At 63.2% G+C, this 24,241-nt stretch carries 23 protein-coding genes; 8 read left to right on the top strand and 15 right to left on the bottom strand.

Annotated features, from left to right (window positions below):
* Positions 1-136 precede the first annotated feature (136 nt).
* Both ACVWZT_RS13545 and ACVWZT_RS13540 read left to right on the top strand, forming a co-directional pair.
* Positions 137-1,282 carry an efflux RND transporter periplasmic adaptor subunit gene (locus ACVWZT_RS13545; RefSeq protein ID WP_457469754.1) on the top strand — a complete coding sequence of 382 codons (1,146 nt, stop codon included), beginning with the start codon at positions 137-139 and terminating at the stop codon, positions 1,280-1,282.
* A gap of 12 nt (positions 1,283-1,294) precedes the next feature.
* A complete protein-coding gene (locus ACVWZT_RS13540) occupies positions 1,295-4,360 on the top strand; it encodes a multidrug efflux RND transporter permease subunit (RefSeq protein WP_457469752.1) in 3,066 nt (1,021 codons plus the stop codon).
* Between the two features lie 86 nt (positions 4,361-4,446).
* Here the strand turns inward: ACVWZT_RS13540 and ACVWZT_RS13535 are convergent, their stop codons facing one another.
* The 5 genes from ACVWZT_RS13535 to colR form a co-directional block, all read right to left on the bottom strand.
* A complete protein-coding gene (locus ACVWZT_RS13535) occupies positions 4,447-4,680 on the bottom strand; it encodes a hypothetical protein (RefSeq protein ID WP_457469750.1) in 234 nt (77 codons plus the stop codon).
* Positions 4,677-5,378, bottom strand: coding sequence for a lipopolysaccharide kinase InaA family protein (locus ACVWZT_RS13530; protein WP_457469748.1), 702 nt, complete (start codon positions 5,376-5,378; stop codon positions 4,677-4,679). Before ACVWZT_RS13530 ends, ACVWZT_RS13535 begins: the two co-directional genes overlap by 4 nt.
* 6 nt (positions 5,379-5,384) lie before the next feature.
* Positions 5,385-6,068: a class I SAM-dependent methyltransferase gene (locus tag ACVWZT_RS13525; RefSeq protein ID WP_296234134.1), complete on the bottom strand. Its 684-nt coding sequence runs from the start codon at positions 6,066-6,068 to the stop codon at positions 5,385-5,387.
* Between the two features lie 107 nt (positions 6,069-6,175).
* Entirely contained in the window at positions 6,176-7,480 is a 1,305-nt protein-coding gene (locus tag ACVWZT_RS13520; protein WP_457469746.1) for a sensor histidine kinase, read from the bottom strand.
* Entirely contained in the window at positions 7,470-8,153 is a 684-nt protein-coding gene (gene colR / locus ACVWZT_RS13515) for a two-component system response regulator ColR (protein WP_003255215.1), read from the bottom strand. The genes ACVWZT_RS13520 and colR overlap by 11 nt, the downstream gene beginning before the upstream one ends.
* 182 nt (positions 8,154-8,335) lie before the next feature.
* Between colR and ACVWZT_RS13510 the strand changes: the two genes are divergently transcribed.
* Positions 8,336-9,064, top strand: a complete 729-nt coding sequence (locus ACVWZT_RS13510; RefSeq protein WP_457469744.1) for a phosphatase PAP2 family protein — start codon at positions 8,336-8,338, stop codon at positions 9,062-9,064.
* A 203-nt stretch (positions 9,065-9,267) separates the two neighbouring features.
* Here ACVWZT_RS13510 and groL read toward each other — a convergent pair whose 3' ends face one another.
* The 5 genes from groL to ACVWZT_RS13485 form a co-directional block, all read right to left on the bottom strand.
* The gene (gene groL, locus ACVWZT_RS13505) at positions 9,268-10,908 is read right to left on the bottom strand and encodes a chaperonin GroEL (RefSeq protein WP_296234138.1); all 1,641 of its coding nucleotides are present in this window, start codon (positions 10,906-10,908) and stop codon (positions 9,268-9,270) included.
* A 49-nt stretch (positions 10,909-10,957) separates the two neighbouring features.
* Positions 10,958-11,251, bottom strand: a complete 294-nt coding sequence (locus ACVWZT_RS13500; RefSeq protein ID WP_003260750.1) for a co-chaperone GroES — start codon at positions 11,249-11,251, stop codon at positions 10,958-10,960.
* 324 nt (positions 11,252-11,575) lie between these two features.
* Complete coding sequence (locus ACVWZT_RS13495) at positions 11,576-12,037, bottom strand: FxsA family protein (RefSeq protein WP_296234146.1); 462 nt, start codon at positions 12,035-12,037, stop codon at positions 11,576-11,578.
* 67 nt (positions 12,038-12,104) lie between these two features.
* A complete protein-coding gene (locus ACVWZT_RS13490) occupies positions 12,105-12,836 on the bottom strand; it encodes a HugZ family pyridoxamine 5'-phosphate oxidase (RefSeq protein WP_457469741.1) in 732 nt (243 codons plus the stop codon).
* A 90-nt stretch (positions 12,837-12,926) separates the two neighbouring features.
* Positions 12,927-13,937, bottom strand: a complete 1,011-nt coding sequence (locus ACVWZT_RS13485; protein ID WP_296234148.1) for a DUF481 domain-containing protein — start codon at positions 13,935-13,937, stop codon at positions 12,927-12,929.
* A 151-nt stretch (positions 13,938-14,088) separates the two neighbouring features.
* Between ACVWZT_RS13485 and ACVWZT_RS13480 the strand changes: the two genes are divergently transcribed.
* Both ACVWZT_RS13480 and ACVWZT_RS13475 read left to right on the top strand, forming a co-directional pair.
* On the top strand, positions 14,089-14,442 hold the full coding sequence (locus ACVWZT_RS13480; protein ID WP_457469739.1) for an MGMT family protein: 354 nt from the start codon (positions 14,089-14,091) through the stop codon (positions 14,440-14,442).
* Positions 14,443-14,485: 43 nt separating this feature from the next.
* Positions 14,486-16,033, top strand: coding sequence for an AmpG family muropeptide MFS transporter (locus ACVWZT_RS13475; RefSeq protein WP_296234151.1), 1,548 nt, complete (start codon positions 14,486-14,488; stop codon positions 16,031-16,033).
* Between the two features lie 70 nt (positions 16,034-16,103).
* Here ACVWZT_RS13475 and ACVWZT_RS13470 read toward each other — a convergent pair whose 3' ends face one another.
* From ACVWZT_RS13470 to ACVWZT_RS13460, 3 genes are all read right to left on the bottom strand, one after another.
* The gene (locus tag ACVWZT_RS13470; protein WP_457469737.1) at positions 16,104-17,348 is read right to left on the bottom strand and encodes an MFS transporter; all 1,245 of its coding nucleotides are present in this window, start codon (positions 17,346-17,348) and stop codon (positions 16,104-16,106) included.
* Positions 17,349-17,464: 116 nt separating this feature from the next.
* Positions 17,465-18,307: a mechanosensitive ion channel family protein gene (locus ACVWZT_RS13465; protein WP_457469735.1), complete on the bottom strand. Its 843-nt coding sequence runs from the start codon at positions 18,305-18,307 to the stop codon at positions 17,465-17,467.
* Positions 18,308-18,420: 113 nt separating this feature from the next.
* Positions 18,421-18,906 (bottom strand): YajQ family cyclic di-GMP-binding protein, encoded by a 486-nt coding sequence (locus ACVWZT_RS13460; RefSeq protein ID WP_054884610.1) that lies wholly within the window; start codon positions 18,904-18,906, stop codon positions 18,421-18,423.
* Between the two features lie 100 nt (positions 18,907-19,006).
* On the opposite strand from ACVWZT_RS13460, the gene ACVWZT_RS13455 reads away from it, so the two are divergent.
* The 3 genes from ACVWZT_RS13455 to ACVWZT_RS13445 are packed head-to-tail and all read left to right on the top strand — an operon-like array spanning position 19,007 to position 22,561.
* Positions 19,007-19,924: a putative 2-dehydropantoate 2-reductase gene (locus tag ACVWZT_RS13455; RefSeq protein WP_457469732.1), complete on the top strand. Its 918-nt coding sequence runs from the start codon at positions 19,007-19,009 to the stop codon at positions 19,922-19,924.
* 38 nt (positions 19,925-19,962) lie between these two features.
* On the top strand, positions 19,963-21,993 hold the full coding sequence (locus ACVWZT_RS13450; protein WP_457469730.1) for a sensor histidine kinase: 2,031 nt from the start codon (positions 19,963-19,965) through the stop codon (positions 21,991-21,993).
* A 1-nt stretch (position 21,994) separates the two neighbouring features.
* Positions 21,995-22,561 (top strand): cob(I)yrinic acid a,c-diamide adenosyltransferase, encoded by a 567-nt coding sequence (locus ACVWZT_RS13445; RefSeq protein ID WP_457469728.1) that lies wholly within the window; start codon positions 21,995-21,997, stop codon positions 22,559-22,561.
* Between the two features lie 38 nt (positions 22,562-22,599).
* Here ACVWZT_RS13445 and ACVWZT_RS13440 read toward each other — a convergent pair whose 3' ends face one another.
* Positions 22,600-23,544, bottom strand: coding sequence for a Nudix family hydrolase (locus tag ACVWZT_RS13440; protein ID WP_457469726.1), 945 nt, complete (start codon positions 23,542-23,544; stop codon positions 22,600-22,602).
* On the bottom strand, positions 23,541-24,173 hold the full coding sequence (locus tag ACVWZT_RS13435; protein ID WP_457469724.1) for a glutathione S-transferase family protein: 633 nt from the start codon (positions 24,171-24,173) through the stop codon (positions 23,541-23,543). Before ACVWZT_RS13435 ends, ACVWZT_RS13440 begins: the two co-directional genes overlap by 4 nt.
* Between the last annotated feature and the right edge of the window lie 68 nt (positions 24,174-24,241).

Here is a 24,241-nt window from a genome sequence, read left to right as displayed (position 1 = left end):
AGCCGCGAAGGGGCGGCACAGGCAAGCCACTCCCCTTCCCGCAAAAAACAGTCGATAATTCCCTCATCCACACGTGGGCAGGATCGCCCGTTGTCGTGTCCAAACAAAAAACAATTGCATCCAAGGAAACGGACCTATGCTGCGCCGCCGCATGCTCATCATGTTGGCCGTGGTTCTGCTGATCGTGCTGGCCTTGGGGGGCTACAAAGCCTTCTCGATCTACCAGCGGATCAAGCTATTCACTGCCCCACGGCCGCCCATCACCGTGGCGGCCACCCTGGCCGAGCAGCGCCCGTGGCAAGAGCGCCTGCCCGCCGTTGGCAGCCTCAAGGCGCTCCAGGGGGTGGAACTGAGCCTGGAGGTGGAAGGCATCGTCAAGGCCCTGCACTTCGACTCCGGCCAGCAGGTCAAGGCCGGGCAACTGCTGTTGCAACTCAATGACGACCAGGAAACCGCCTTGCTCGGCACCGCCCTGGCCGACCTCGGCCTGGCCAAGGTCGATTTCGGCCGCGGCAGCCAACTAGTGGGTGACGCGGCCATCTCCCGCGGCGAGTTCGATCGCCTCACCGCCCAGTACCGGCGCAACCAGGCACTGGTCGAGCAACTCAAGGCATCGAAGACCAAGAAGAGCATCAGCGCCCCGTTCAGCGGCACTATCGGCATACGCCAGGTGGATGTCGGCGACTATTTGGCCGCCGGTACGGTGATCGCCACCCTGCAGGACCTGTCCAGCCTCTATGTCGACTTCAACGTGCCGGAACAGGCCCTGCCGCGCCTGAGCGTGGGCCAGCAGGTGCTGGTGCAGGTGCCGGCCTACCCCGGCCAGACCTTTCCCGCCAGCCTGAGCGCGATCAACCCCAAGGTCGATGAAGCCACGCGCAACCTGCTGGTGCGCGCGACCATGGCCAACCCGGACGGCAAGCTGCTGCCGGGCATGTTCGCCAGCCTGCTGATCCTGTTGCCCAACCCGCAGCCACAAGTGGTGGTGCCGGAAAGCGCCATCACCTACACCCTGTATGGCAACTCGGTGTACATCGCCACGCCGAAAAAGGACAAGGACGGCAAGCCGCTGAACGACGACAAGGGCCAGCCGCAGCTCACCGCCGAGCAGCGCACGGTGCAGACCGGCGAGCGCCGTGACGGTGTGGTGGTGGTCAGCAAGGGCCTGCAGGCCGGGGACCAGGTGGTCACCGCCGGTCAACTGAAACTGACCCCAGGGGCCGCAATCCGCATCGGCGAGGACCAAGCCCTCAAGCCCGAAGCGGGCGCGCCGGGCAATTGACAGGAGGCTGGCATGGCATTCACCGACCCGTTCATCCGCCGCCCGGTGCTGGCCAGCGTGGTCAGCCTGCTGATCCTGTTGCTGGGTTTCCAGGCTTGGAGCAAGCTGCAGATCCGCCAGTATCCGCAAATGGAAAACGCCCTGATCACGGTCACTACCGCCTACCCCGGCGCCAACGCCGAAACCATCCAGGGCTACATCACCCAGCCCTTGCAGCAAAGCCTGGCCAGCGCCGAAGGCATCGACTACATGACCTCGGTGAGCCGGCAGAACTTCTCGATCATTTCCATCTACGCGCGCATCGGTGCCGACAGCGACCGGTTGTTCACCGAACTGCTGGCCAAGGCCAACGAAGTGCGCAACAAGTTGCCCCAGGATGCCGAGGACCCGGTCCTGAGCAAGGAAGCCGCCGATGCGTCGGCACTGATGTACATCAGCTTCTACAGCAAGGAGATGAGCAACCCGCAGATTACCGACTACCTGTCGCGGGTCATCCAGCCCAAGCTGGCCACCCTGCCGGGCATGGCCGAGGCGGAGATTCTCGGCAACCAGGTGTTCGCCATGCGCATCTGGCTCGACCCGGTAAAACTGGCCGGCCATGGCCTGTCGGCCAGCGACGTGACCACTGCCGTGCGCCGCTACAACTTCCTCTCCGCCGCCGGCGAGGTGAAGGGCGAATACGTGGTCACCAGCATCAACGCCAGCACCGAGCTGAAGTCGGCCGAGGCCTTCGCTGCCCTGCCGGTCAAGACCAGCGGTGACAGCCGCGTGCTGCTCGGCGATGTGGCCCGGGTCGAGATGGGGGCGGAAAACTACGACACGGTCAGCTCGTTCGACGGTACCCCGTCGGTGTACATCGGCATCAAGGCCACCCCGGCGGCCAACCCGCTGGACGTGATCAAGGAAGTGCGGCGCATTATGCCCGAGCTGGAAAGCCAGCTGCCCTCGGCGTTGAAGGTGTCGATCGCCTACGACGCCACGCTGTTCATCCAGGCCTCCATCGACGAAGTGATCAAGACCCTCGGCGAAGCGGTGCTGATCGTCATTGTCGTGGTGTTCCTGTTCCTCGGTGCCCTGCGTTCGGTGCTGATCCCGGTGGTGACCATTCCGCTATCGATGATCGGCGTGCTGTTTTTCATGCAGATGATGGGCTACTCGCTCAACCTGCTGACGCTGCTGGCCATGGTGCTGGCCATCGGCCTGGTGGTGGATGATGCGATTGTCGTGGTAGAGAACATCCACCGGCACATGGAAGAGGGCAAGTCGCCGTTCGATGCCGCCCTCGAAGGTGCTCGCGAAATCGCCATGCCCGTGGTGTCGATGACCATCACGCTGGCAGCGGTGTATGCACCGATCGGTTTCCTTACCGGGCTCACCGGCGCGCTGTTCAAGGAATTTGCCCTGACCCTGGCCGGTGCAGTGATCATCTCCGGCGTCGTGGCACTCACCCTGTCACCGATGATGTGTGCCCTGCTGTTGCGCCAGGAGCAGAACCCCAGCGGCCTGGCACACCGCCTGGACATGCTGTTCGAACGCCTGAAACTGCGCTACCAACGCCTGCTGCACGCCACCCTCGACAGCCGTCCGGTGGTACTGGTATTCGCCGTGATCATCCTCTGCCTGATCCCGGTGTTGCTGAAATTCACCCAGAACGAACTGGCGCCCAACGAGGACCAGGGGGTGATCTTCATGATGAGCAGCTCGCCGCAAACGGCGAACCTGGATTACCTGAACGCCTATACCGACACGTTCACCCCGCTGTTCAAGACCTTCCCCGAGTACTACTCCTCGTTCCAGATCAACGGCTTCAACGGCGTGCAGACCGGCATCGGTGGCTTCCTGCTCAAACCCTGGAACGAGCGCGAACGCACGCAAATGGAATTGCTGCCGCTGGTGCAAGCCAAGCTCGAGGAAATCGGCGGCCTGCAGATCTTCGGCTTCAACCTGCCATCGCTGCCCGGTACTGGCGAAGGCCTGCCGTTCCAGTTCGTGATCAACAGTGCCGGTGACTACCCTGCCCTGCTGGAAGTCGCCCAGCGCATCAAGGCCCGCGCCCAGGAGTCCGGCAAGTTCGCCTTCCTCGATATCGACCTGGCGTTCGACAAACCCGAGGTGGTGGTGGATATCGACCGTGCCAAGGCAGCGCAGATGGGGGTATCGATGGATACCCTGGGCGGCACCCTGGCTACCTTGCTGGGCGAAGGGGAAATCAACCGCTTCACCCTCGAAGGCCGCAGCTACAAGGTGATTGCCCAAGTTGAAAGGCCCTACCGCGACAACCCAGGCTGGCTGAACAACTACTACGTGAAGAACGACCAGGGCCAGCTGCTGCCCTTGTCGACGCTGATTACCCTCAGCGACCGCGCTCGCCCCCGCCAGCTCAACCAGTTCCAGCAACTGAACTCGGCGATCATCCAGGGGGTGCCGATGGTCAGCCTCGGCGAGGCGCTGCAGACCGTGCAGGGCATCGCCAGCGAGGAAGCCCCGGAGGGCTTCGCCTTCGACTATGCCGGGGCGGCTCGCCAATACGTGCAGGAAGGTAGCGCACTCTGGGTAACCTTCGGCCTGGCGTTGGCGATCATCTTCCTGGTGCTGGCGGCGCAGTTCGAAAGTTTCCGCGACCCGCTGGTGATCCTGGTGACGGTACCGTTGTCGATCTGCGGCGCGTTGCTGCCGTTGTTCCTCGATGTATCAAGCATGAACATCTACACCCAGGTCGGGCTGGTGACGCTGATCGGCCTGATCAGCAAGCATGGCATCCTGATCGTCGAGTTCGCCAACCAGTTGCGCGAGGAACAGGGCCTGAGCGTGCGTGAGGCGATCGAGGAAGCGGCGGCGATTCGCTTGCGGCCAGTGCTGATGACCACCGCAGCGATGGTGTTTGGCATGGTCCCGCTGATTCTGGCGACCGGGGCGGGGGCGGTCAGCCGTTTTGACATTGGTACGGTGATCGCTACCGGCATGTCGATCGGCACGCTGTTCACCCTGTTCGTATTGCCCTGCATCTATACCTTGCTGGCGCACAAGGAGGTGGCCAGGCAGACAGCGGTGGGCTTGAACCGGCGTCTTCGCGGGTAAACCCAGGAAGGGGCCGGCAAGGCAGACGCAAAAATGCAGAGGCCCCGCAATCGCGAGGCCTCTGGCATTTCCATCTGGCGCCGGGTTCAACCAAACGGCCGCAACCCCTGGCGCATGCCGAACAGGAACAACAGCAGGTCCTGATCAGGCGCAACCTTGGCCTGTTGCTGCGGTTTCACTTCCCGCGGCAACGCGCACTGGTCGGCCATATCGGCTCTGCTGAACACTGTCGGCTTCGGCTCTTCCCACGCAGCCACCGCCACGGTGGTCACCGCCAGGCCAGCTACCAGGAACAAAGCTCGAGCTATTTCTAGTTTCATTGCCCTAACCCTTTGACAGCGCTGCCAAACGCCATCTGGTAAAAATAGAGCAATGTTTGCCATTCCGCGTCGTTCAACGACGAATGGCGGCGCAACTGGCGCAGGTCATTGCCCGCCGCACGCTGGCAACTGATACGTCGCCGGCACTTTTCCAGGTCCAGCAGCGCGACCTCGACCTCGGCCTGCTCACCTTCGCCAATCACCTTGATGAAGACATGCTTGCCATACAGGCAGCCGTGCTGCCAGTGGCCCAGGTGCATGCGCGCCAGGTTGTCGGCCAGGTCCTTGAGCATGCGCTCGTGCACCACCTGCGGATAACGTTCGCGGGCACCTTCGGCATGCCAGGTATCGAGTTCGACGAAACCGTCGAGCGCTTCGCTAACCAGCAGCGCACGCCATTGACGATCGGCATCACGCTCGGCACCACAGAAGACGATGCGCGGCACGCGCACGCCCAACTGCTCGAAACTGTTCAAAGCATCGAGTTCTCGCAATACGGTCGGCCGACCGAAAGGGTGCAGCAGGCTACGGTAGATGTGCCCGACCTGGCGCTTGGCATACAGCAGCTTGCCATTGGCATCGTTCAGGCGTTGCACGCCACTCTCGCCACCGCGACGCTGGTTTGGCTCCTCGACCCACTCGCCCTGCTGGCGCCAGTAAAAATCGAACCGCGACTCCCCTTTCCGGGCTACAGCCATCAAACACTACCCCTTACGCAATACATAGACCCGCCACATGGCATAGAACGGCAGGAAGTCGAGGCGTTCCTGGATTCTGAAGCCGGCGGCCCTGAATTCTTCTTCCACCGTTTCAGCCGGTAACACGAAACGGTTCTGGTAATTGTCCTGCGCGGCTTTGCGAGCGTTGCGGCGTTGCTCCAGCTTCTTCCGCCGCCAAGCCTTGAAATTGCCATCCACCCACAATGACAGGATCACACTATCACGGCTAACTCGCTGAAATTCCGAAAGAATGGTCTTTCGGTGGGCAGCTTCGCCAATGTGATGGAAAAGCCGCATGCAGAAGATGCTGTCCACCGAATTGTCCGGCAGGTCGATGGCAAAAGCCGAAGTCTGCAAGGGACGTACCCGCGCCACCACCTCTGGCGGTTGTGCTGCACAGGCTGTCTCGATCATCGCCTCGGAGTTGTCGGCGCCAATGATCACCCGGTTGGGTTTCTCTGCGAGCAACGGCCAGAAGCGGCCAGCGCCGCATGGCAGGTCGAGGACCAGGCCAGGCTCTCCTGCCAATGCCAGGGCGCGACGCGCCAGTTGCTCATCTCGCTTGTGGGAAAGACGTCGCGCCAGGCCATCCTGGTGCTTGAGAAAGTACTCACGGGCATGTTCTTTGTCGTACTTCTCGGAAAATTCAAGCTTGATGGGACTACGCATTGGGCATCTCCTGATTCCATTCCACCCACAGTAGGCAAGCAGGCGTTGGAATCAGGTCATGCTGGTGTGAAAAAAACGTCATCGCCCCAGCAACCTGTAACAGCAGTTTACTCTGCCTCAGGATCGCCCTTGGTCGCGGTATTGCTCAGGTCGACGTGGAAACGGCAGCCGTGCGGCTGGGTTGAGGTCAGGGTCACATGCCAACCCTGGTCGTCGCAGATTCGCTGCACCAACGACAGGCCCAAGCCCAGGCCTTCGCCACGCCGTTCATCACCGCGCACGAATGGCCGGAACATGGCCTCGCGCTGCTCTTCGGGAATACCCACGCCACTGTCTTCGACACTGAAACCGTTAGCCTCGAGGCTCAGGCGGATGTAGCCGCTGTCGGTATAGTGCGCGGCATTGCGCAACAGGTTGCCCATCACCGATTGCAGGAAGGTAGCGTTGTACAGCACTGTACTGGCACTGACGCGGCCGTCGAAATACAAGGCCAGGCCTTTCTGCTCGATGGTGTCACGCCATACGCCGACCAGTTCGTCTGCCACTTCCCGCAGGGTGGCGCGCGAGGCCACCGCGCCCTCGTCGCGTTGTGCCCGGGCCAGCATCAGGAAGGTCTTGACCAGCTCGCGCATCTCCTCCGTAGCCCTTGCCACACGCTCCACCTGGCTGCGCGAGCGGGCATCGAGGTTGGGGTTTTCCATCAGCAGTTCACATGAGGTGGCCAGCACCATCAATGGCGTGCGAAGTTCGTGGCTGACGTCGCTGGTGAACAGCCTTTCCCGGGTCAATGCGTCACGCAGGCGGCCCAAGGTATCGTCGAATGCTACCGCCAGCTGGCCGACTTCGTCCGCCGCATAGTCCGGCGCCAGCGGCGGCGCCAGGCCCAGCAACTGGTCACGATGGCGCACCTGTCGCGCCAGGCGGATAACCGGTGCCATCACCCGGCGCGCTACCAGCCAACCGAGGATCACTGCCAGCACCAGGCTGAGCACGAAGCCCACCACCACTACCGCAAACAGCAGGCGCTCGCGTTCTTCGAAGTCGCTCTGGTCCTGCAGCAGGACGTAGCGGCGGCCATCGACGATCTCGACCATGGCGTGGTACGACAGCTGGTCGCGGAACACCTCGTGGAAGCCCCGGTCGAGGTGGCGCAGGTCCTTGGGCAGTTCGAAGTCGTCGCGCCCGCCGCTGAAGTAGAACAACTGGTCGGGGCGCGGCCGGTGGCTCCAGTCGCTGACACTGTCCATGCGCAGCAGGCGCTGCAGGTCACCGCCCAGTACGGAGGAAATCAGCCTTTCCTCGACCAGGTGCACAGTACCGACGATGCCAAAGGCGAAGGCCCCGGCCACCAGCGCGCTCATCAGAGCAAAGGCGATGATGATGCGCTGGGCAAGGCTTTGCTTAAACTCCATCGCGGCCCTCGGCGAGGCGGTAGCCGACGCCATGGACGGTGTGCAGCAGCGGTTTTTCGAACGGTTTGTCGATCACCTGGCGCAACTGATGCACGTGGCTGCGCAGGCTGTCGCTGTCAGGGCAATCATCGCCCCACAGGGCTTCTTCGAGTACTTCGCGGCGCAACACGTGCGGGCTCTTCTGCATCAATACCGCAAGCAGCTTGAGGCCGACCGGGTTGAGCTTGAGCAGGCGTCCCTGGCGGGTAACCTCGAGGGTATCCAGGTCGTAGCTGAGATCAGCTACTTGCAGGGTGCGGCGCCCGCCCCCCTGGGCACGGCGCAGCACCGCTTCGATGCGCGCAGCCAGCTCCGACAAGGCGAAGGGTTTCAGCAGGTAATCGTCGGCCCCGGAGCGGAAGCCCTGCAGGCGGTCATCGAGCTGGTCGCGGGCAGTGAGCATGATCACCGGCGTGTCGCGGCGGGCGTCTTCGCGCAAGCGCTTGCACAGGGTGTAGCCATCTATGCCAGGCAGCATGATGTCGAGCACGATCAGGTCGTAGTGCTCGGTAGCGGCCAGGTGCAGGCCGGACAGGCCATCCTGGGCGCAGTCTACGGTGTAGCCCTTCATGCCCAGGTAATCGGCCAGGTTGGCCAGAATATCGCGGTTGTCTTCAACCAAAAGAATGCGCATCGGTTTCTCCTGTGCGGCGCTTCTCGCTGTAGCGCGGCAGGCGCAGCTTAAGGCCTATGCCTGCAGGGTGCCAGCCCCGGGCAAAATTCATCGGACCTGACGGTTTTTTCACTGTTCCTTCACGGACACAGGATAGCGGGCAGCCGACAATGCCCGATCTTTTCCGCGTCCTTGGAGCCGTCATGCAGCTAGCAACCCGACCCCGCCCGATCAATTTCTGGCTGTACCTGGGGATTCCCCTGGCGACCGCTTTGGGCTTGATCCTGCTGGAACTGACCTCGGTCGACATGGACATCGCCAAACTGTTTTTCGACCCCGCGGCGGGCCAGTTCATCGGCCGCCACAGCTATTTGCTGGAGAACATCCTGCATGACCGGGTCAAGCAGGGGGTGATCCTGCTTGGGGTATTGTCGCTGCTGACCTTTGCCGCAAGCTTCTTCTGCAAGCGCCTGTTCGGCTGGCGCCGCGAGCTGGGTTGCCTGGTGCTGGCACTGGGCCTGTCCACGGCGTTAGTCACGCCGCTAAAGAAGGTGACCCAGGTGCAATGCCCGTGGAGCCTGACCCAGTTCGGCGGCAGCGAAACCTACAGCAAGCTGCTGGAACCACGCCCGGCTACCGACAAACCCGGGCTGTGCTGGCCGGGCGGGCATGCGGCGACCGGTTTCTGCCTGTTCGGACTGTTCTTCATGCTGCGAGACCGCAAACCGCGCCTGGCACGGGCAGCATTGGCGCTGGCGTTCGTTGCCGGGTCGGTACTGTCGCTGGGGCGGATGATGCAAGGGGCGCATTTCCTGTCACACAACGTCTGGACGGCGGTGTTCTGCTGGTTGATCGGCTTGGGCTCGTATTACCTGGTTCTGTATCGGTGGGGAATGGCTGAGGTACCTGCCGCTGAGCGTAGCGTCGCCTGAACGGGGGGCGCTTCGCGGTCGTTCCGCCGGAAGATGGAGTCAAGGCTGCCAGGTGCCTGCCTTGGGTTTCGAGGTGGTGCGTAGATCGAGCGCCGCCCGCGCGGCGCTCGATCTCACAGGCGCCCTGCAACCCACGCCAGGCACAAAAAAGCCCCGGTTCTAGCGAACCGGGGCTTTCTGTTGGTGCAGGGGGTAAGGCTGGCTTACATCATGCCGCCCATGCCGCCCATGCCGCCCATGTCAGGCATGCCAGCAGCTGGCTTGTCTTCCGGCAGGTCGGCAACCATCGCTTCGGTGGTGATCATCAGACCGCCAATCGAAGCAGCAGCTTGCAGCGCCGAGCGGGTGACCTTGGCTGGGTCCAGGATACCCATCTCGATCATGTCGCCGTATTCGCCGGTAGCAGCGTTGTAACCGAAGTTACCCGAACCTTGCTTGACCTTGTCAGCGACAACGCTTGGCTCGTCGCCGGCGTTGGCAGTGATCTGGCGCAGCGGCGCTTCGACAGCGCGACGCAGCAGGGCAATACCGACGTTCTGGTCTTCGTTGTCGCCTTTGAGGTTGGCAATGGCCGCCAGCGAGCGCACCAGGGCCACACCACCGCCAGGCACCACGCCTTCTTCAACGGCTGCACGGGTAGCGTGCAGGGCGTCTTCAACGCGGGCTTTCTTCTCTTTCATTTCAACTTCGGTGCCGGCACCCACCTTGATCACGGCAACACCACCGGCCAGTTTGGCCAGGCGCTCTTGCAGCTTCTCACGGTCGTAGTCCGAGGAAGTTTCTTCGATCTGGGCACGGATCTGCTTGACGCGTGCTTCGATCTCGCCGTCGGCACCAGCGCCGTCGATGATGGTGGTGTTTTCCTTGGACAGGATGACGCGCTTGGCGTTACCCAGGTGCTCCAGGGTGGCGGTTTCCAGGGACAGGCCGATTTCTTCGGAGATGACCTGGCCGCCGGTCAGGACGGCGATGTCCTGCAGCATGGCCTTGCGGCGGTCGCCGAAGCCCGGTGCCTTGACCGCAGCAACCTTGACGATGCCGCGCATGTTGTTGACCACCAGGGTAGCCAGCGCTTCGCCTTCGACGTCCTCGGCAACGATCAGCAGCGGGCGGCCGGCCTTGGCAACGGCTTCCAGCACTGGCAGCAGCTCACGGATGTTGGAGATCTTCTTGTCGACCAGCAGCAGCAGCGGGCTTTCCAGCTCGGCAACCATGGTGTCCGGCTTGTTCACGAAGTACGGCGACAGGTAGCCACGGTCGAACTGCATGCCTTCCACGACGGACAGTTCGTTTTCCAGGCCCGAGCCTTCTTCAACGGTGATCACGCCTTCTTTACCGACTTTTTCCATGGCTTCGGCGATGATTTCACCGATGGAGCTGTCGGAGTTGGCGGAGATGGTACCGACCTGAGCGATGGCCTTGGAGTCGGCGCATGGCTTGGACAGGTTCTTCAGTTCGGCAACGACGGCAGCAGTGGCCTTGTCGATACCGCGCTTCAGGTCCATCGGGTTCATGCCGGCAGCGACGGCCTTCAGCCCTTCGTTGACGATGGCCTGGGCCAGGACGGTAGCGGTGGTGGTACCGTCACCGGCTGCGTCGTTGGCCTTGGAAGCGACTTCCTTGACCAGCTGGGCGCCCATGTTCTCGAAGGCGTCCTTCAGCTCGATTTCCTTGGCGACGGAAACGCCGTCCTTGGTGATGGTCGGCGCGCCGAAGCTCTTGGCCAGGACCACGTTGCGGCCTTTCGGGCCCAGGGTCGCTTTTACGGCGTCAGCCAGAACGTTGACACCAACGAGCATTTTCTTACGGGCGGAATCACCAAATTTTACGTCTTTAGCAGCCATGATCGTTTAATCCTTTGGAATTCTTTGGAGTAACGGGAAGTCGGGGAAATCAGCCTTCGATTACGGCGAGGATTTCGTTCTCGGCCATGACCAGCAGGTCTTCGCCATCGACTTTCACGGTGTTGCTGCCCGAGTAAGGGCCGAAAACCACTTTGTCACCCACTTTCACTGCCAACGCGCGCACTTCGCCGTTGTCCAGGATGCGACCGGTGCCGACGGCGACTACTTCGCCGCGGTTTGGCTTTTCAGCGGCCGAACCCGGCAGGACGATACCGCCAGCGGTTTTCGATTCTTCTTCGCTGCGACGGATAACGACGCGGTCATGCAGAGGACGAAGCTTCATTGTCGATCTCTCCCAAATTGTGGTTTTCATCGGCCGGTGTCGACACCGGCGGGTTGATGCTGTCCGGCGTAGCCGGAAGGCCGCTCGCGCTGGGCGAACCGCCTGAGTCATGTCTGGTGTCGCCACCAGAAACCTTGCGGTGACCACATACATGAGGCCTTCATATTCAATTACAAGGCTTGCTTCAGAATTTTTTTCATCAGCCGGTTGGTCCCGGCAAAACACAGGGGCCGCTGCGCGCCCCTTTCGCCACAAAAGGCCGCCTGCCTCCCGTGTGGGAGCGGCCTTGTATCGCGAAAAGGGCCGCAAAGCGGCCCCCGATCTTTACTTGTCTCGACGCTCGTACTCGCCTTCGATCACATTCGGGCGGTGGCCGCCATCACGCGGCTGCGGCTGGAACGGGTCGTCGCGGAATGCCCGCTGGCGCACGGCCTGTGCCTCGGCACGCTCACGCATCTTGCGGGCGGCCAGGTGACGGGTGAATGGCAGCAGGCACAGCAGGCCCAACACGTCGCTGATGAAACCTGGCAGCAACAGCAGGCCACCACCGACGGCGAGCATCAGGCCCTGGAACATGTCCTCGGCGGGCAGTTCGCCACGCTGCAGGCTTTCCCGGGCACGCAGCGCGGTGGCCAGCCCGGCCACCCGCATCACCAGCACACCCAGCGCGGAGCCGGCGATGATCAACAGCAGCGCCGGGAAGAAACCGATGGCGGCGCTGACCTTCACGAAGACGAACAGCTCCAGCACGGGAAACAGGAGAAACAACAGTAGAAAAGCACGCATCAAAGCATTCCTCGTCGGAAGAAAACCTTCCTGTAAGACCCACAGATGGATGCGTGCGCTCGGCTTTTCAAGCCTCGACCTTGGCCACGGCCGGCCATTGGTCGGCGCGCGCCAGCAAAACCAGGGCTTCACGGACTTGTGTCGGCGTATTGCAAGTATGTGGGAAAGGCAACCAGTGCACCGCCTGACTGATACGCAGGTGCATGCCCTCGCTGTCCACCCCGACCAGTTGCGCGGGCGCATGCCGTGGCAAATCGGCCAGTTCGACGTAGTGGGCGATGGCGTTGGCATGGTCACTGTTCATGTGCTCGACCATGCTCGCCTCGGCCTTGCCGGCGAACGGGTTGGCCAGGGTCACCTGGTCAAGCCAGTGGATCGCACCAAAGCCGCCGATGTAACGGTGGCGTACAGGTTGCAGCACCCAGAAGTCGAAGTCGTGAGCCTTGTGGTAGTTGGCGGCGTCCGGGAAATAGCGGTAGTAGCGTTCGGCGGCGGCGTCGATGGCAGCCCCGTCCACCAGCCTGTGCGCTTCGGCCATTACCGTCAGGCGTCCTACGGCTTGCACGTCCTCGGCCTCACGCTCACCGACCAGCAGCGAGCACTTGGGGTCTTTCTGCAGGTTGTGGGTGTGCTGGGCGATGCGGCTGATCAGGATCAGCGGGTTGCCTTGGGCGTCCAGACAATATGGCACGACCGAGCCGAACGGGTAGCCGGGCATCGACCGCGAATGGGTCGAGAGTACGCCGCGGTATTCCTTGAGCAACAGTTCCCGGGCGGGGCGGATGGCGGTGGTACTCACTGGGCGGGCTCTTGGCGGCAGACTGGGTGGCCACACGATAGCATTTTCGGGTCCAATGCCAATGGGGCCGCTGCGCGCCCCCCCGGCGGTTTACCAGGTAACGCCAAACCCAGCGGTATAGCGGGTCTTGTCCAGGTCACTCTCACGCGTACCGGTGATGATGTCCTTCTCTGCCTTGAGGTTGAGCGAGGCCCACTCGGTCACCTTGTAGCGCAGGCCAACCTCGGCATCCAGCGCGTAGTCGGCCACCCCACCCAGCGGCTTGGCGAACTCGCCGTTGGTGAACAGTTGCACGTTCTTGCCGATCAGGTAACGGGTGTAGTCCCACTTCAGTGCCGCGGAATAGAAGTTATCCTTGGCCCCGTCCTGGTATTCGAAGTCGGTGCGGTTGATCAACGAACCCAGCGAGAACGCACCCAGTTCATCATCCCAGAACTGGTAACCCGGGCCGGTACCCACGGTGCGCTGGCGGGCCAGATCTTCGACGTGGTCGCGCTTGTATTCCATGCGCCCCTGCCAGAACCACTTCTCGGTGAGGAAGCGGTCCAGGGCGTACTCGGCGCTCCAGTTGTTGGTGGTGGTGACGTCGTCCTTGGTCTCGCGGTTGTAGTCGCCTTCGGCGTTGTGCCGCCAGCGCCCGTGGCGGGCGCTGGTCTTGAAGCCGACGTCATAGTCGTCGGTATCGTTCTCGGCACGCTTGTAGTCCAGCGCCACGTCGACGTTGCCCTTCCACACGAAGTCCTCGACCAGCGGCTTGGGCTTCATGATCTGCTCGATGCTGGCCAATTCCACGGTCTTCGGCGTCTCACCGTTGGCCAGGGTCACCTTGCCAGGCTCGGCAGCCTTCAGCGACTTGGCTCGCTCACCGCTGTAGGCGTCCTGCTTGACCAGCAGCTCCTGGTCACTCTCCAGGGTCTGGACTTCTTTCCAATCCAGGGCGATGGAACCGCCATACGGGGTTTCCAGCAGCAGCTTGCCGCCGTCGAAGACTTTGATCTTGCCGCTGAGCCGGTCACCGTTCTTCATCCACACGGTGTCGGCGAACACCGGCGAGGCGCACAGGGAAACAGCCAGCAGACACAACAAGGATCTAGAATACATAAACGCACTACGGGTTCGATTTGACGAAAAAGCCGGGCATTATCCAGATACCGACGACCAGAGCAAGGACAGACCGGAAGCATGCCGTTGAGTTCAACTCTCATTCGCCGAACCGTTGGTCCGGTTTCATCTGCAGCCCAGAGGGGGCCTGATGTCCGTTGCCCATGAGCACGTCCTCGACAACGCCGAGGGCCGACGAACGGCGCTATATTCGGTACTCGGTCAGGTGCCGTCCGGCCAGGTGGTGAGCTATGGCCAGCTGGCCGAGCTGGCGGGTCTTGGCCGGGCGGCCCGCTGGGTCGGACGCACCCTCGGGCAACTGCCTGCAGACACCCGCCTGCCTTGGCACCGGGTGCTCGGTGCAGGCGGCAGGCTGAGCCTGGCGTCAGGTACCCCGTCGGGGGATGAACAACGGGCGCGGCTGCGCGCGGAGGGCGTGAATGTAACCAATAATCGTGTGGATATGACGCGCCATGGCTGGCGCCCGATGGAGCACAGCGGTTAGAGTGCGCGCTTTGTTTTCGCAAACTTGAGGCAGATGTTGGCCCATGCCCCGTAAAACCTGGCGCGCTGCGCTTGCTGCCTATGCCAGCCCGTCAACCTTGGTACTTTTGCTGCTCGGTTTCGCCGCCGGCCTGCCCTACATGCTGGTGTTCTCCACCCTCTCGGTGTGGTTGCGCGAAGCGGGCGTAGCCCGCGAAACCATTGGTTACGCCAGCCTGATCGGCCTGGCCTACGCCTTCAAGTGGGTGTGGTCGCCGCTGCTCGACCAATGGCGCCTGCCCCTGCTCGGTAGCCTGGGGCGCCGTCGGTCCTGGCTGTTGCTGTCACAATCGCTGGTGGTGATCGGGCTGGTCGGCATGAGCCTGTGCGATCCACAACAGCACCTGTCCTGGCTGATTGCCCTCGCAGTACTGGTGGCCTTCGCTTCGGCGACCCAGGACATCGCCGTCGACGCCTACCGCCTGGAAATCGCCGATGACCAGCGCCAGGCCGCGCTGGCCGCCAGCTACATGGCCGGCTACCGGGTAGCGGCCCTGCTGGCGACAGCAGGTGCCCTGTTCTTCGCCGAGTGGTTCGGCTCCACCGGCTTCAGCTACCTGCACAAGGCCTGGGCCGGCACCTACGTGATGTTCGCGGTGATGATGCTGCCCGCAGTGTTCACCACCCTGATCATGCGCGAGCCGCCCGTCCCCATGCGGACCCAGCTGTCGGCGGCGCGCTATGGGCTGGCGCACCAGCTGGCCTCGGTGTTCGTGCTGATCATTCTGCTGGTGTCGGTACCGGCCAGCTTCACCCAGATGTTCAATACCGGCTGGTCCAGCGTCATCTCCGGTGATGCCACGCCCCTTGACCTGCTGCTGGAAGACCGCGCCTTCCTGCGCCTGATCCTCTATGTGCTGCTGACCTGGGCCTGCCTGTCGAGCCTGGGCCGTCGCGGCCTGGCCCCGGTACTGACGCCGGTGAACGACTTCATTGCCCGCTACCGCTGGCAGGCCCTGCTGCTGCTCGGCCTGATCGCCACCTATCGCATGTCGGACACGGTGATGGGCGTGATGGCCAACGTGTTCTATATCGACATGGGTTTCACCAAGGACCAGATCGCCAGTGTCAGCAAGATCTTCGGCCTGATCATGACCCTGGTCGGCGCCGGGGCTGGCGGCCTGCTGATCGTGCGCTTCGGCATCATGCCGATCCTGTTCATCGGCGGCGCGGCCTCGGCGGGTACCAACATCCTGTTCCTGATGCTGGCCGACATGGGCCCGAACCTGCAGATGCTGGTGGTGACCATTTCGCTGGACAACTTCAGCTCCGGGCTGGCCACCTCGGCCTTCGTCGCCTACCTGTCGAGCCTGACCAACCTGAAGTTCTCCGCGACCCAGTATGCGTTGCTCAGCTCGATCATGCTGCTGTTGCCGCGTCTTATCGGCGGCTATTCAGGGGTCATGGTGGAGAAGTTCGGTTATCACGACTTCTTCCTGATCACCGCCTTGCTGGGCGTGCCGACCCTGATCCTGATTGCCCTGCAGTGGCGCCAGGAGGCCGGGCCGGGCAAACCGGTGGCAGCGGAACACTCGGCAGGCGAGCGACCCTGAGAGATCCCTGCTGCCTGAACCGGCCTGTTCGCGGGCTTGCCCGCGAACAGGCCGGTTCAGGCAAGAAAGATCATTCGGCAACAGCACCTTCCCCAGGTCGCTGCCCCACCACGAACCACAACGGCCACAGCGCCAGCGCCCCCGCCACACCTGCCGCCAGGGCAAAATGCAGTAAGCTGGCACCGGCACCAATCATCGCCAGCAGTGCGCCGCCCAGCCCCAGCAGGGCGATGGTGATCATCCCCAGCATGGCCGAGACCAGGCCTTTGCTCTGTTCACTGGCGAACAGCGTCATGCGGTACAGCACCGCATTGGCCACGCCAAGCCCCAGCGCATACAGCGACATGCCCGCCACCACACTGGTCACGCTCGGCCGATACCAGGTCGCGAGCACCATCAGGCCCAGGCCGGCCAGGTACGGCCACAGCGCGCCACGTACCAGGGATGGCAGCGGGTAGCGCTCGGCGATACGATTGATGATCAGGTTGCCCAGGATCAGCCCGCCAAATACCGGCAGTTGCCACAAGGCGTATTCCAGGGTGCTCAGCCCCTCATCGTGGATCAGCAGCACTGGCGACAGGCCAATCCAGGCAATCAACGGCAGGCCGACCAGGCCCAGCGCCGCGCTGCCAGCGACAAAGCGCCGGTTGACCAGCAACTGGCCATAGCCGGCCAGCAACGGCAACAGGTGAATCGGCGTGAATGCCAGGCGCGAACCGTCCCGGCGTTCCACCCCCAGGGTTTCCGGCATCAGCCGGTACAGCAACAGCCAGGCCAGGACCGCGCCCACGGCAAAGGCCACGAACAACCAGCGCCAATCCAGCCACTGCAGCATCAAGGTACCTACCAGCGGCCCGAGCAGGGGCGACAGCAACGCGATATTGGCCAGCAGCGCCATCATGCGCACGGCGTCTGCCTCGCTGAAGGCTTCGTTCAAGGCCGGGTAGCTGACCGTGACCACAAAGCCCAGGCCGATGCCCTGCAGCAGGCGCAACAGGTTGAACAGGCCGATGTTATCGACCCAGAAGGTTGCCAGGCAGGCAAGCCCGAAACAGGCACAGCCGGTCAGCAGTAGCGGGCGCCGGCCATAGCGGTCGGCCAGCGGACCGATCAGCCACTGCAGTACCACGCCACCCAGCAGGTACAGGTTGAGCGCGTGGGGAATGTACTCGGGGCTGGCGTTCAGGTCGCCGACCACCACCGGCATGGCCGGCATGACCGCGTCGCTGGCCAGATAGGTGAGCAGCTCGAACAGGGCCAGGGTAAGGCCGAACAACAAGGCACGCAGGGGTGTGATGTACAACAGTGGTTTCATGATGGCGTATCGGGCATGGCAGGTGGGGTCAGGCTATATGCCAGAATTGCCGGGATATTGCTGTGAACAAGTGTAAAAAAAGCCGGGGCTGCAGCTTGCCCCGGCTTTATGCGGTATTACTGCGTTGCAGTCTCCTGCACCACACGAATCACCCGCTGCGGGAACGGGATATCGATCCCTTCGGCCTTCAACCGGTCGCGCGCATGCTCGTTGAGCATGAACATCACGTCCCAGTAATCGGCGGTCTTGGTCCACAGGCGCAACGACACGGTAATGGCGCTGTCGCCCAGGGTGGCTACCACCGCCTGCGGCGCAGGGTCTTGCAGCACGCGTGGGTCCTGCGCCAGCTCCAGTAACACGTTGCGCGCCTGCTGCAGGTCGGCCTCGTAATCCACGCCCACATCGAACACCACCTTGCGCGTCGGCTGGCGGTTGGTGTTGGTGATGATGCCGTTGGACAGGCTGCCGTTAGGCATGATCACGGTCTTGTTGTCACCGGTGCGCAGCACGGTGTGGAAGATCTGGATACTGTCGACGGTGCCGGCCACGCCCTGCGCCTCGATCCAGTCACCGATGCGGAACGGACGGAACATCAGAATCAGCACGCCCCCGGCGAAGTTCGCCAGGCTGCCCTGCAAGGCCAGGCCAATGGCCAGGCCGGCGGCACCGATGGCGGCAACGAACGAGGTGGTCTCGATACCGATCATCGACGCCACGCTGACCAGCAGCAGCACCTTCAGCACGATGTTCGACAGGGTGCTGATGAAGCCTTGCAGCGCCAGGTCGGCGTTGCGCAGGCCGACCAGCTTGCCCAGGCGGGCGCTGACCTTGTTGATGATCCACCAGCCGACCGCCAGGGTCAGCAATGCCAGCAGCACGCGACTGCCGTATTCCATGATCAAGGGAATCCAGGTCTGCGATTGGCGGACCAGCTGATCGACTTCAGCGTTCAAATCCATATTCATCTCCTGATGCCGAGCGGCAAGTACACGGTAGAACAGGCCGCGCATGTTTGCGCAGCCCGGGGCCCATGGACATCATTTTGCCATGCGGGTTCCGGTTGGCTCCTGCATCAGTCGCGGAAGTTGTTGAACTGCAGCGGCATGTCGAATTCCTTGGTGCGCAGCAGGGCAATGGCTTCCTGCAGGTCGTCGCGCTTCTTGCCGGTAACACGTACCTGCTCACCCTGGATCGCAGCCTGGACCTTGAGCTTGCCGTCCTTGATGGTGGCGACGATCTTCTTGGCCAGGTCCTTGTCGATGCCTTCGCGGAACTTGGCTTCCTGTTTCTTTTCCTTGCCCGAGGCGTACGGGTCCTTGGTTTCCAGGCACTTCACGTCGATCTTGCGCTTGACCAGCGCCAGGCGCAGGATTTCCAGCATCGCTTCGAGCTGGAACTCCTCCTCGGCGGTGAGCACCACGGTCTGCTCCTTGTCCTTGAACTCGAAGCTGCCCTTGCCCTTGAGGTCGTAGCGGCGGTCCAGGTCCTTGATGGCGTTGTCGACCGCGTTCTGCACTTCGTGCTTGTCCAGTTCCGATACCACGTCGAACGAAGGCATGGTTGTTCTCCCAAAATAAAAGCGCGCTCAGGCTGAAGATGGAGCGCGCTGGGTTTGACGGTTAAAATGCGGGCTCATTATAACGGGTTGCGAAACGCATATGAGCAGCACCTGGCATATTCTCGGCGCCGGTAGCCTGGGCAGCCTGTGGGCCTGCCGCCTGGCGCGTGCAGGCAAGGCAGTGCGCCTGATCCTGCGCGACGGGCAGCGCTTGCAGGCCTACCAGCAGGCCGGCGGCCTGACCTTGGTGGAACAGGACCAGCAACACCACTACGCCATCCCTGCCGAAACCGCGCAGGCTCACGGCCCTGTCCACCGCCTGCTGGTGGCCTGCAAGGCCTACGACGCCGCCCCGGCGATAGCCGGGGTGGCAGCGCGGCTGGCCGATGACGCCGAGGTAGTGCTGTTGCAGAATGGCCTGGGCAGCCAGGACGAGGTGGCCGATCTGGTCCCCCACGCGCGGTGCATCTTCGCCTCCAGTACCGAAGGTGCGTTTCGCGAGGGCGACTGGCAGGTACGGTTTGCCGGCCACGGTTTCAACTGGCTGGGCGACCCGCGCAACCCCGCGGTCCCGGCCTGGTTCGATGACCTGCACGAAGCCGCCATCCCTGCCAGATGGACGGTGGACATTGTCACCCGCCTGTGGCGCAAACTGGCACTCAATTGCGCCATCAACCCGCTGACCGTACTGCACGACTGCCAGAACGGCGGCCTGCTGGGGCACCTGGGCGAAGTGGACGCAGTGTGCGCCGAGCTGGCCCGGCTGCTGCGCCACTGCGGCCAGCCGGAGGCGGCGGTTGAACTGAACGAGGAAGTCCAGCGGGTGATCGTCGCCACCGCAGCCAACTACTCTTCCATGTACCAGGACGTTCGCGCCGGCCGCCGCACCGAGGTGCATTACCTGCTCGGCCACGCCTGCCGCGCCGCTGGCCGTCATCGCCTGCAATTGCCAGCGCTGGAACACCTGCAGCAGCGCCTGGTCGATAACCTGCGCATGCGTGGCTTGCCCTGCGACTGACGCGGCCCTTTCAACCGGATAAGGACATTGCCTCGCCCATGACCTTGCGCCAACGCCTGGAAAACCTCCCGGTCGGGCAGAAGCTGCTGGCGGCCCTGCTGGTACTACTGGTGACCATCCTGCTGGTGGCCAACCTCACTTTCATCAGCGCCGCCTACTGGATCACCCAGGAGAGCATGGCGCCACAGGCGCTGCACACCATCGGCCGGCTGGTGGCCAACCCGCAGCTGGCAGCCCGCGCCGGCGACAACCCGGACGCCGCCAGCGCCCTGCTCAAGGAGTTGGACAGCTACACGCCGCTGCGCGCCGCCGCCGTCTACGGTGGCGACGGCCGCATGCTGGCGCAGTTGCAGCATGGCGAGCCGCTGCCCCTGCCCAAGCGTTTTCGCAACATCGATGGCTGGCGCCTGATGGAATTTCGCAGTACCCAGCTGATCCGCATGCCGCGCGAGGCCAACCCGCCGGCCCACCTGCTGCTGGTGGCCAGCAGCGAGCTGCCTACTGCCTTCTACACCGGCACTCTCAGCGCCAGCCTGGCCATTCTGGTGTTCAGCATCCTGCTGTGGATCTTCATTGCCCGGCAGATAAAACGCCTGATCACCCAGCCGATCAACCAGCTCGAGGAACTCAGCCGCCAGGTCACCCGCGAAGAAAGCTACTCCCTGCGCGCCCAGCGTGGCAACGACGACGAAATCGGCAGCCTCGCCGAAGCGTTCAACACCATGCTTTCACGCATCGAAGCCCGCGAACAGCAGCTCAAGCGCACCCGCGACGAGTTTCAGGAAGCCTATGACCAGGCCCAGGGCCTGGCTGAGGAAACCCGCCACACCAACCGCAAGCTGGAGCTGGAAGTCCAGGTGCGCAGCAAGATCGAGAAAAAGCTCACCGGTTTCCAGAACTACCTCAACAGCATCATCGACTCGATGCCCTCGGCGCTGATCGCCCTTGACGAGCAGCTCTACGTGACCCAGTGGAACCATGAAGCCACGGTGCTTTCCGGCACGCCACTGGACGAGGCGCTGAACCAGCCGATCTTCATTGCCTTCGAACCGCTCAAGCCGTTCCTGCCGCAACTGAAGGAAACCGTGGAAAAGCACCGGGTGGCGAAGATCGAGCGGGTCACCTGGCCCAAGGGCGACGACCTGCGCCACTATGCCCTGACCTTCTACCCATTGACCGGCGGCGGTGGCCGTGGCGTGGTCATCCGCATCGACGACATCACCCAGCGCCTGTCGCTGGAAGAAATGATGGTGCAATCGGAGAAAATGCTTTCGGTCGGCGGCCTGGCCGCCGGCATGGCCCACGAGATCAACAACCCGTTGGGCGCGATCCTGCATAATGTGCAGAACATCCGCCGGCGCCTGTCGCCAGAGTTGCCGCGCAACCTCGAGCAGGCCGAAGAGCTGGGCATCGACCTGGTTACGGTAAACCGCTACCTGGACAGCCGCGATGTACCGCAATTGCTTGACGGCATCCAGCAGGCCGGCGCCCGGGCGGCGAAAATCGTCACCCACATGCTCAGCTTCAGCCGCCGCAGCAACCGCCAACTGGCGCCGTGCGACCTGCCGGCACTGATCGACCAGGCGGTAGAGATTGCCGGCAACGACTTCGACCTGGCCATCGGCTTCGACTTCAAGGGCACGGCCATCGTACGCCAGTTCGACCCGGAACTGGGCCCGGTGCCATGCACCGCCAACGAACTGGAGCAGGTGCTGCTCAACCTGCTGAAGAACGCCGCCCAGGCCATCCACCAGCGGCCGAAGCCGAGCGAGCCCGGGCGTATCATCCTGCGCACCCGGCTTAACCCGCCGTGGGCGGAAATCCAGGTCGAGGACAACGGCGTCGGCATGCCAGAAGGGGTGCGCAAGCGTACCTTCGAGCCTTTCTTCACCACCAAGGACATCGGCCAGGGCACCGGGCTGGGCCTGTCGGTTTCGTACTTCATCATCACCAATAACCACAAGGGGCAGATGGAAGTGCAGTCAACGCCCGGCCAGGGCACCTGCTTCACCCTGCGTCTGCCCCTTGCCCAGCCGGCCGCGATTGCGCCGGCCACAACGGAGGCATGACATGGGCTATCGCCTGTCAAAGATCTATACGCGCACTGGCGACAAGGGCGAGACCGGGCTGGGCGATGGCCGCCGCGTAGCCAAGGACCACCCGCGGATCGAGGCGATCGGCGAGGTGGACAGCCTGAACAGCCAATTGGGGTTGCTGCTGGCAGGGCTGGCCGAACAAGGGTTGGACGAAGTGAGCCAGGTGCTAGCGCCCTGCCAGCATCGCTTGTTCGACCTGGGGGGTGAGCTGGCCATGCCCAGTTACCAGGCACTGGACACGGCGGAGGTGGAACGCCTGGAAGCCGCGATCGATGTGTGGAACGAAGAACTGGGGCCGCTGAAGAACTTCATCCTGCCCAGTGGCTCGGCCCTGGTGGCACAGGCGCATGTGTGCCGGAGCCTGGCGCGCAGCGCGGAGCGGCGGTGTCAGCATTTGAATGCCGAGGAGCCATTGGCGGGGGTTGGGTTGGCGTATATCAACCGGCTATCCGACCTGCTGTTCGTGGCGGCACGGATCATCGGGCGGCGCCAGGGGGTTGCCGAAGTGTTGTGGCAGCCTGCGGCCAAATCTGGAGGCTGAGATGGTGGGGCTGCTTTGCAGCCCCAGTTACCGGCGGCTCAAATTTCCGGCCAGAACGCTCGAATCCCGGCCACACCCTGCGCCCCGGCAGCCCAGGCCTGCTCCCGCTCACCTGGCCCAACCCCACCCAGCAGGTAGACCGGCTTGTTGAACCCGGCAACCATCCGCTGCGCTTCGTCCCACCCCAGCGGCACGGCGTCAGGGTGAGTCTGGGTCGCCTGCACTGGCGACAAGGTCACGAAGTCGACACCCATCTGTTCCGCCAGCGCCAGCTCTTCAGCGCTATGGCAGGAAGCAGCCAGCCAACGCTCACGGGGGAACGGCCGGCCATTGGGCGCATACTTGCGCAATTGTGCGGCGGTCAGGTGCCAGCCCGCCGAAGGAAAGTCGCCCAGCCATTCCAGTGGCCCCTTGAGCATCAGCTGTGCCTTGCCGGCGCACAGCCCGACCGCGTCCACCGCCACGTCGCGGTACTTGGGGTCGTACATGTCCGGCGCACGCAACTGGATCAGGCGCATGCCACCGGCCACGGCCTTCTGGATACCCTTGAGCAACTGCGGCACTTCCAGGCCATCCGGGGTGATCAGGTACTGGTCCGGCAGGCGTGCGGCGGCAACGATCGGCTTGTTGGCCTCGGGGAATTCGTATTGCGCCAGATCGCGCGGGGCAACCCAAGCCAGCGGCTGACCCTCGGCGCCATGCGGTTCACCGGTAAACGCCTCGACTTCACGAACGTCCAGCAGCACCTGTTTGTCCGGGTAATCGTGGCTGACCTTGATCAGCGCGCGCGAGCGGCTCACCTCGATGCCCAGCTCTTCGCGCAACTCACGGGACAGCGCCGCCTCGACGCCTTCGCCCTCCTCCACCTTGCCACCGGGGAACTCCCACAATCCGCCCTGATGCTGGGTATCGGCGCGGCGCGCGATCAGGATGCGGCCATCGCTACCGCGAATGACGGCTGCTACAACATGAATCCGTTTCACCCTTCACGCTCCGCCAGGCCAGCCCGTTGCCAGGCCTGGAAGGCCGGCCATTGATAAATGGTCTCGATATAGGCCGCCGCCTCGGCGGGCACTTCCACGCGGTAGGTGCGCAGGCGCACGGCCACCGGGGCGAAGAAAGCATCGGCCAGGCTCGGCTTGCCGAACAGGAACGGGCCGCTTTCCTTGGCTACCAAGCGGCATTCGGACCACAGCGCAACGACACGGTCGATATCGATTTGTACCTCCAGCGGCACGCTGTCCAGCGCCTGGTCGCGCGAAAGGTCGAACGGCATGGCACTGCGCAGGGCGAGGAAGCCGCTATGCATCTGCGCGCAGGCCGAGCGGGCCTGCGCCCGGGCAGCCATGTCGGCAGGCCACAGCTGGGCCTCGGGGTGGCGTTCGTTGAGGTATTCGGCGATGGCCAGCGAGTCGGCGATCACCCCGTGCTCGGTCTTCAGCAGCGGCACCTTGCCGGTGGAGGAGAATGCCAGGATGCGCTGACGGGTGTCAGGCTGCTTGAGCCTGATCAGGGTTTCTTCGTAGGGCACGCCAGCCAGTTCGAGGGCGAGTGCGCCGCGCAGCGACCAGGAGGAATACAGCTTGTCGCCGATAATCAATTGATAGCTCATGGTTCGGCTCCATGTATCTGGGGATTCTGGGGCTGTTTTGCCGCCTTTTCGCGGGTAAATCTGATACA

This window comes from Pseudomonas sp. TE21394 (assembly GCF_054057835.1).
Note: the sequence above shows the minus strand (reverse complement) of the source record. Positions and strands in the feature narration are given on the sequence as shown.

Excerpts from the sequence above, each read along its gene's own strand:
- ACVWZT_RS13475 (WP_296234151.1), top strand. The coding sequence starts at position 14,486 with ATGCCCCGTAAAACCTGGCGCGCTGCGCTTGCTGCCTATGCCAGCCCG.
- ACVWZT_RS13445 (WP_457469728.1), top strand. The coding sequence starts at position 21,995 with ATGGGCTATCGCCTGTCAAAGATCTATACGCGCACTGGCGACAAGGGC.
- ACVWZT_RS13530 (WP_457469748.1), bottom strand. The coding sequence starts at position 5,378 with ATGGCTGTAGCCCGGAAAGGGGAGTCGCGGTTCGATTTTTACTGGCGC.
- ACVWZT_RS13525 (WP_296234134.1), bottom strand. The coding sequence starts at position 6,068 with ATGCGTAGTCCCATCAAGCTTGAATTTTCCGAGAAGTACGACAAAGAA.
- ACVWZT_RS13495 (WP_296234146.1), bottom strand. The coding sequence starts at position 12,037 with ATGCGTGCTTTTCTACTGTTGTTTCTCCTGTTTCCCGTGCTGGAGCTG.
- groL (WP_296234138.1), bottom strand. The coding sequence starts at position 10,908 with ATGGCTGCTAAAGACGTAAAATTTGGTGATTCCGCCCGTAAGAAAATG.
- ACVWZT_RS13545 (WP_457469754.1), top strand. The coding sequence starts at position 137 with ATGCTGCGCCGCCGCATGCTCATCATGTTGGCCGTGGTTCTGCTGATC.
- ACVWZT_RS13470 (WP_457469737.1), bottom strand. The coding sequence starts at position 17,348 with ATGAAACCACTGTTGTACATCACACCCCTGCGTGCCTTGTTGTTCGGC.
- ACVWZT_RS13540 (WP_457469752.1), top strand. The coding sequence starts at position 1,295 with ATGGCATTCACCGACCCGTTCATCCGCCGCCCGGTGCTGGCCAGCGTG.
- ACVWZT_RS13435 (WP_457469724.1), bottom strand. The coding sequence starts at position 24,173 with ATGAGCTATCAATTGATTATCGGCGACAAGCTGTATTCCTCCTGGTCG.
- ACVWZT_RS13480 (WP_457469739.1), top strand. The coding sequence starts at position 14,089 with ATGTCCGTTGCCCATGAGCACGTCCTCGACAACGCCGAGGGCCGACGA.
- colR (WP_003255215.1), bottom strand. The coding sequence starts at position 8,153 with ATGCGCATTCTTTTGGTTGAAGACAACCGCGATATTCTGGCCAACCTG.
- ACVWZT_RS13535 (WP_457469750.1), bottom strand. The coding sequence starts at position 4,680 with ATGAAACTAGAAATAGCTCGAGCTTTGTTCCTGGTAGCTGGCCTGGCG.
- ACVWZT_RS13465 (WP_457469735.1), bottom strand. The coding sequence starts at position 18,307 with ATGGATTTGAACGCTGAAGTCGATCAGCTGGTCCGCCAATCGCAGACC.
- ACVWZT_RS13510 (WP_457469744.1), top strand. The coding sequence starts at position 8,336 with ATGCAGCTAGCAACCCGACCCCGCCCGATCAATTTCTGGCTGTACCTG.
- ACVWZT_RS13500 (WP_003260750.1), bottom strand. The coding sequence starts at position 11,251 with ATGAAGCTTCGTCCTCTGCATGACCGCGTCGTTATCCGTCGCAGCGAA.
- ACVWZT_RS13485 (WP_296234148.1), bottom strand. The coding sequence starts at position 13,937 with ATGTATTCTAGATCCTTGTTGTGTCTGCTGGCTGTTTCCCTGTGCGCC.
- ACVWZT_RS13460 (WP_054884610.1), bottom strand. The coding sequence starts at position 18,906 with ATGCCTTCGTTCGACGTGGTATCGGAACTGGACAAGCACGAAGTGCAG.
- ACVWZT_RS13520 (WP_457469746.1), bottom strand. The coding sequence starts at position 7,480 with ATGGAGTTTAAGCAAAGCCTTGCCCAGCGCATCATCATCGCCTTTGCT.
- ACVWZT_RS13450 (WP_457469730.1), top strand. The coding sequence starts at position 19,963 with ATGACCTTGCGCCAACGCCTGGAAAACCTCCCGGTCGGGCAGAAGCTG.
- ACVWZT_RS13455 (WP_457469732.1), top strand. The coding sequence starts at position 19,007 with ATGAGCAGCACCTGGCATATTCTCGGCGCCGGTAGCCTGGGCAGCCTG.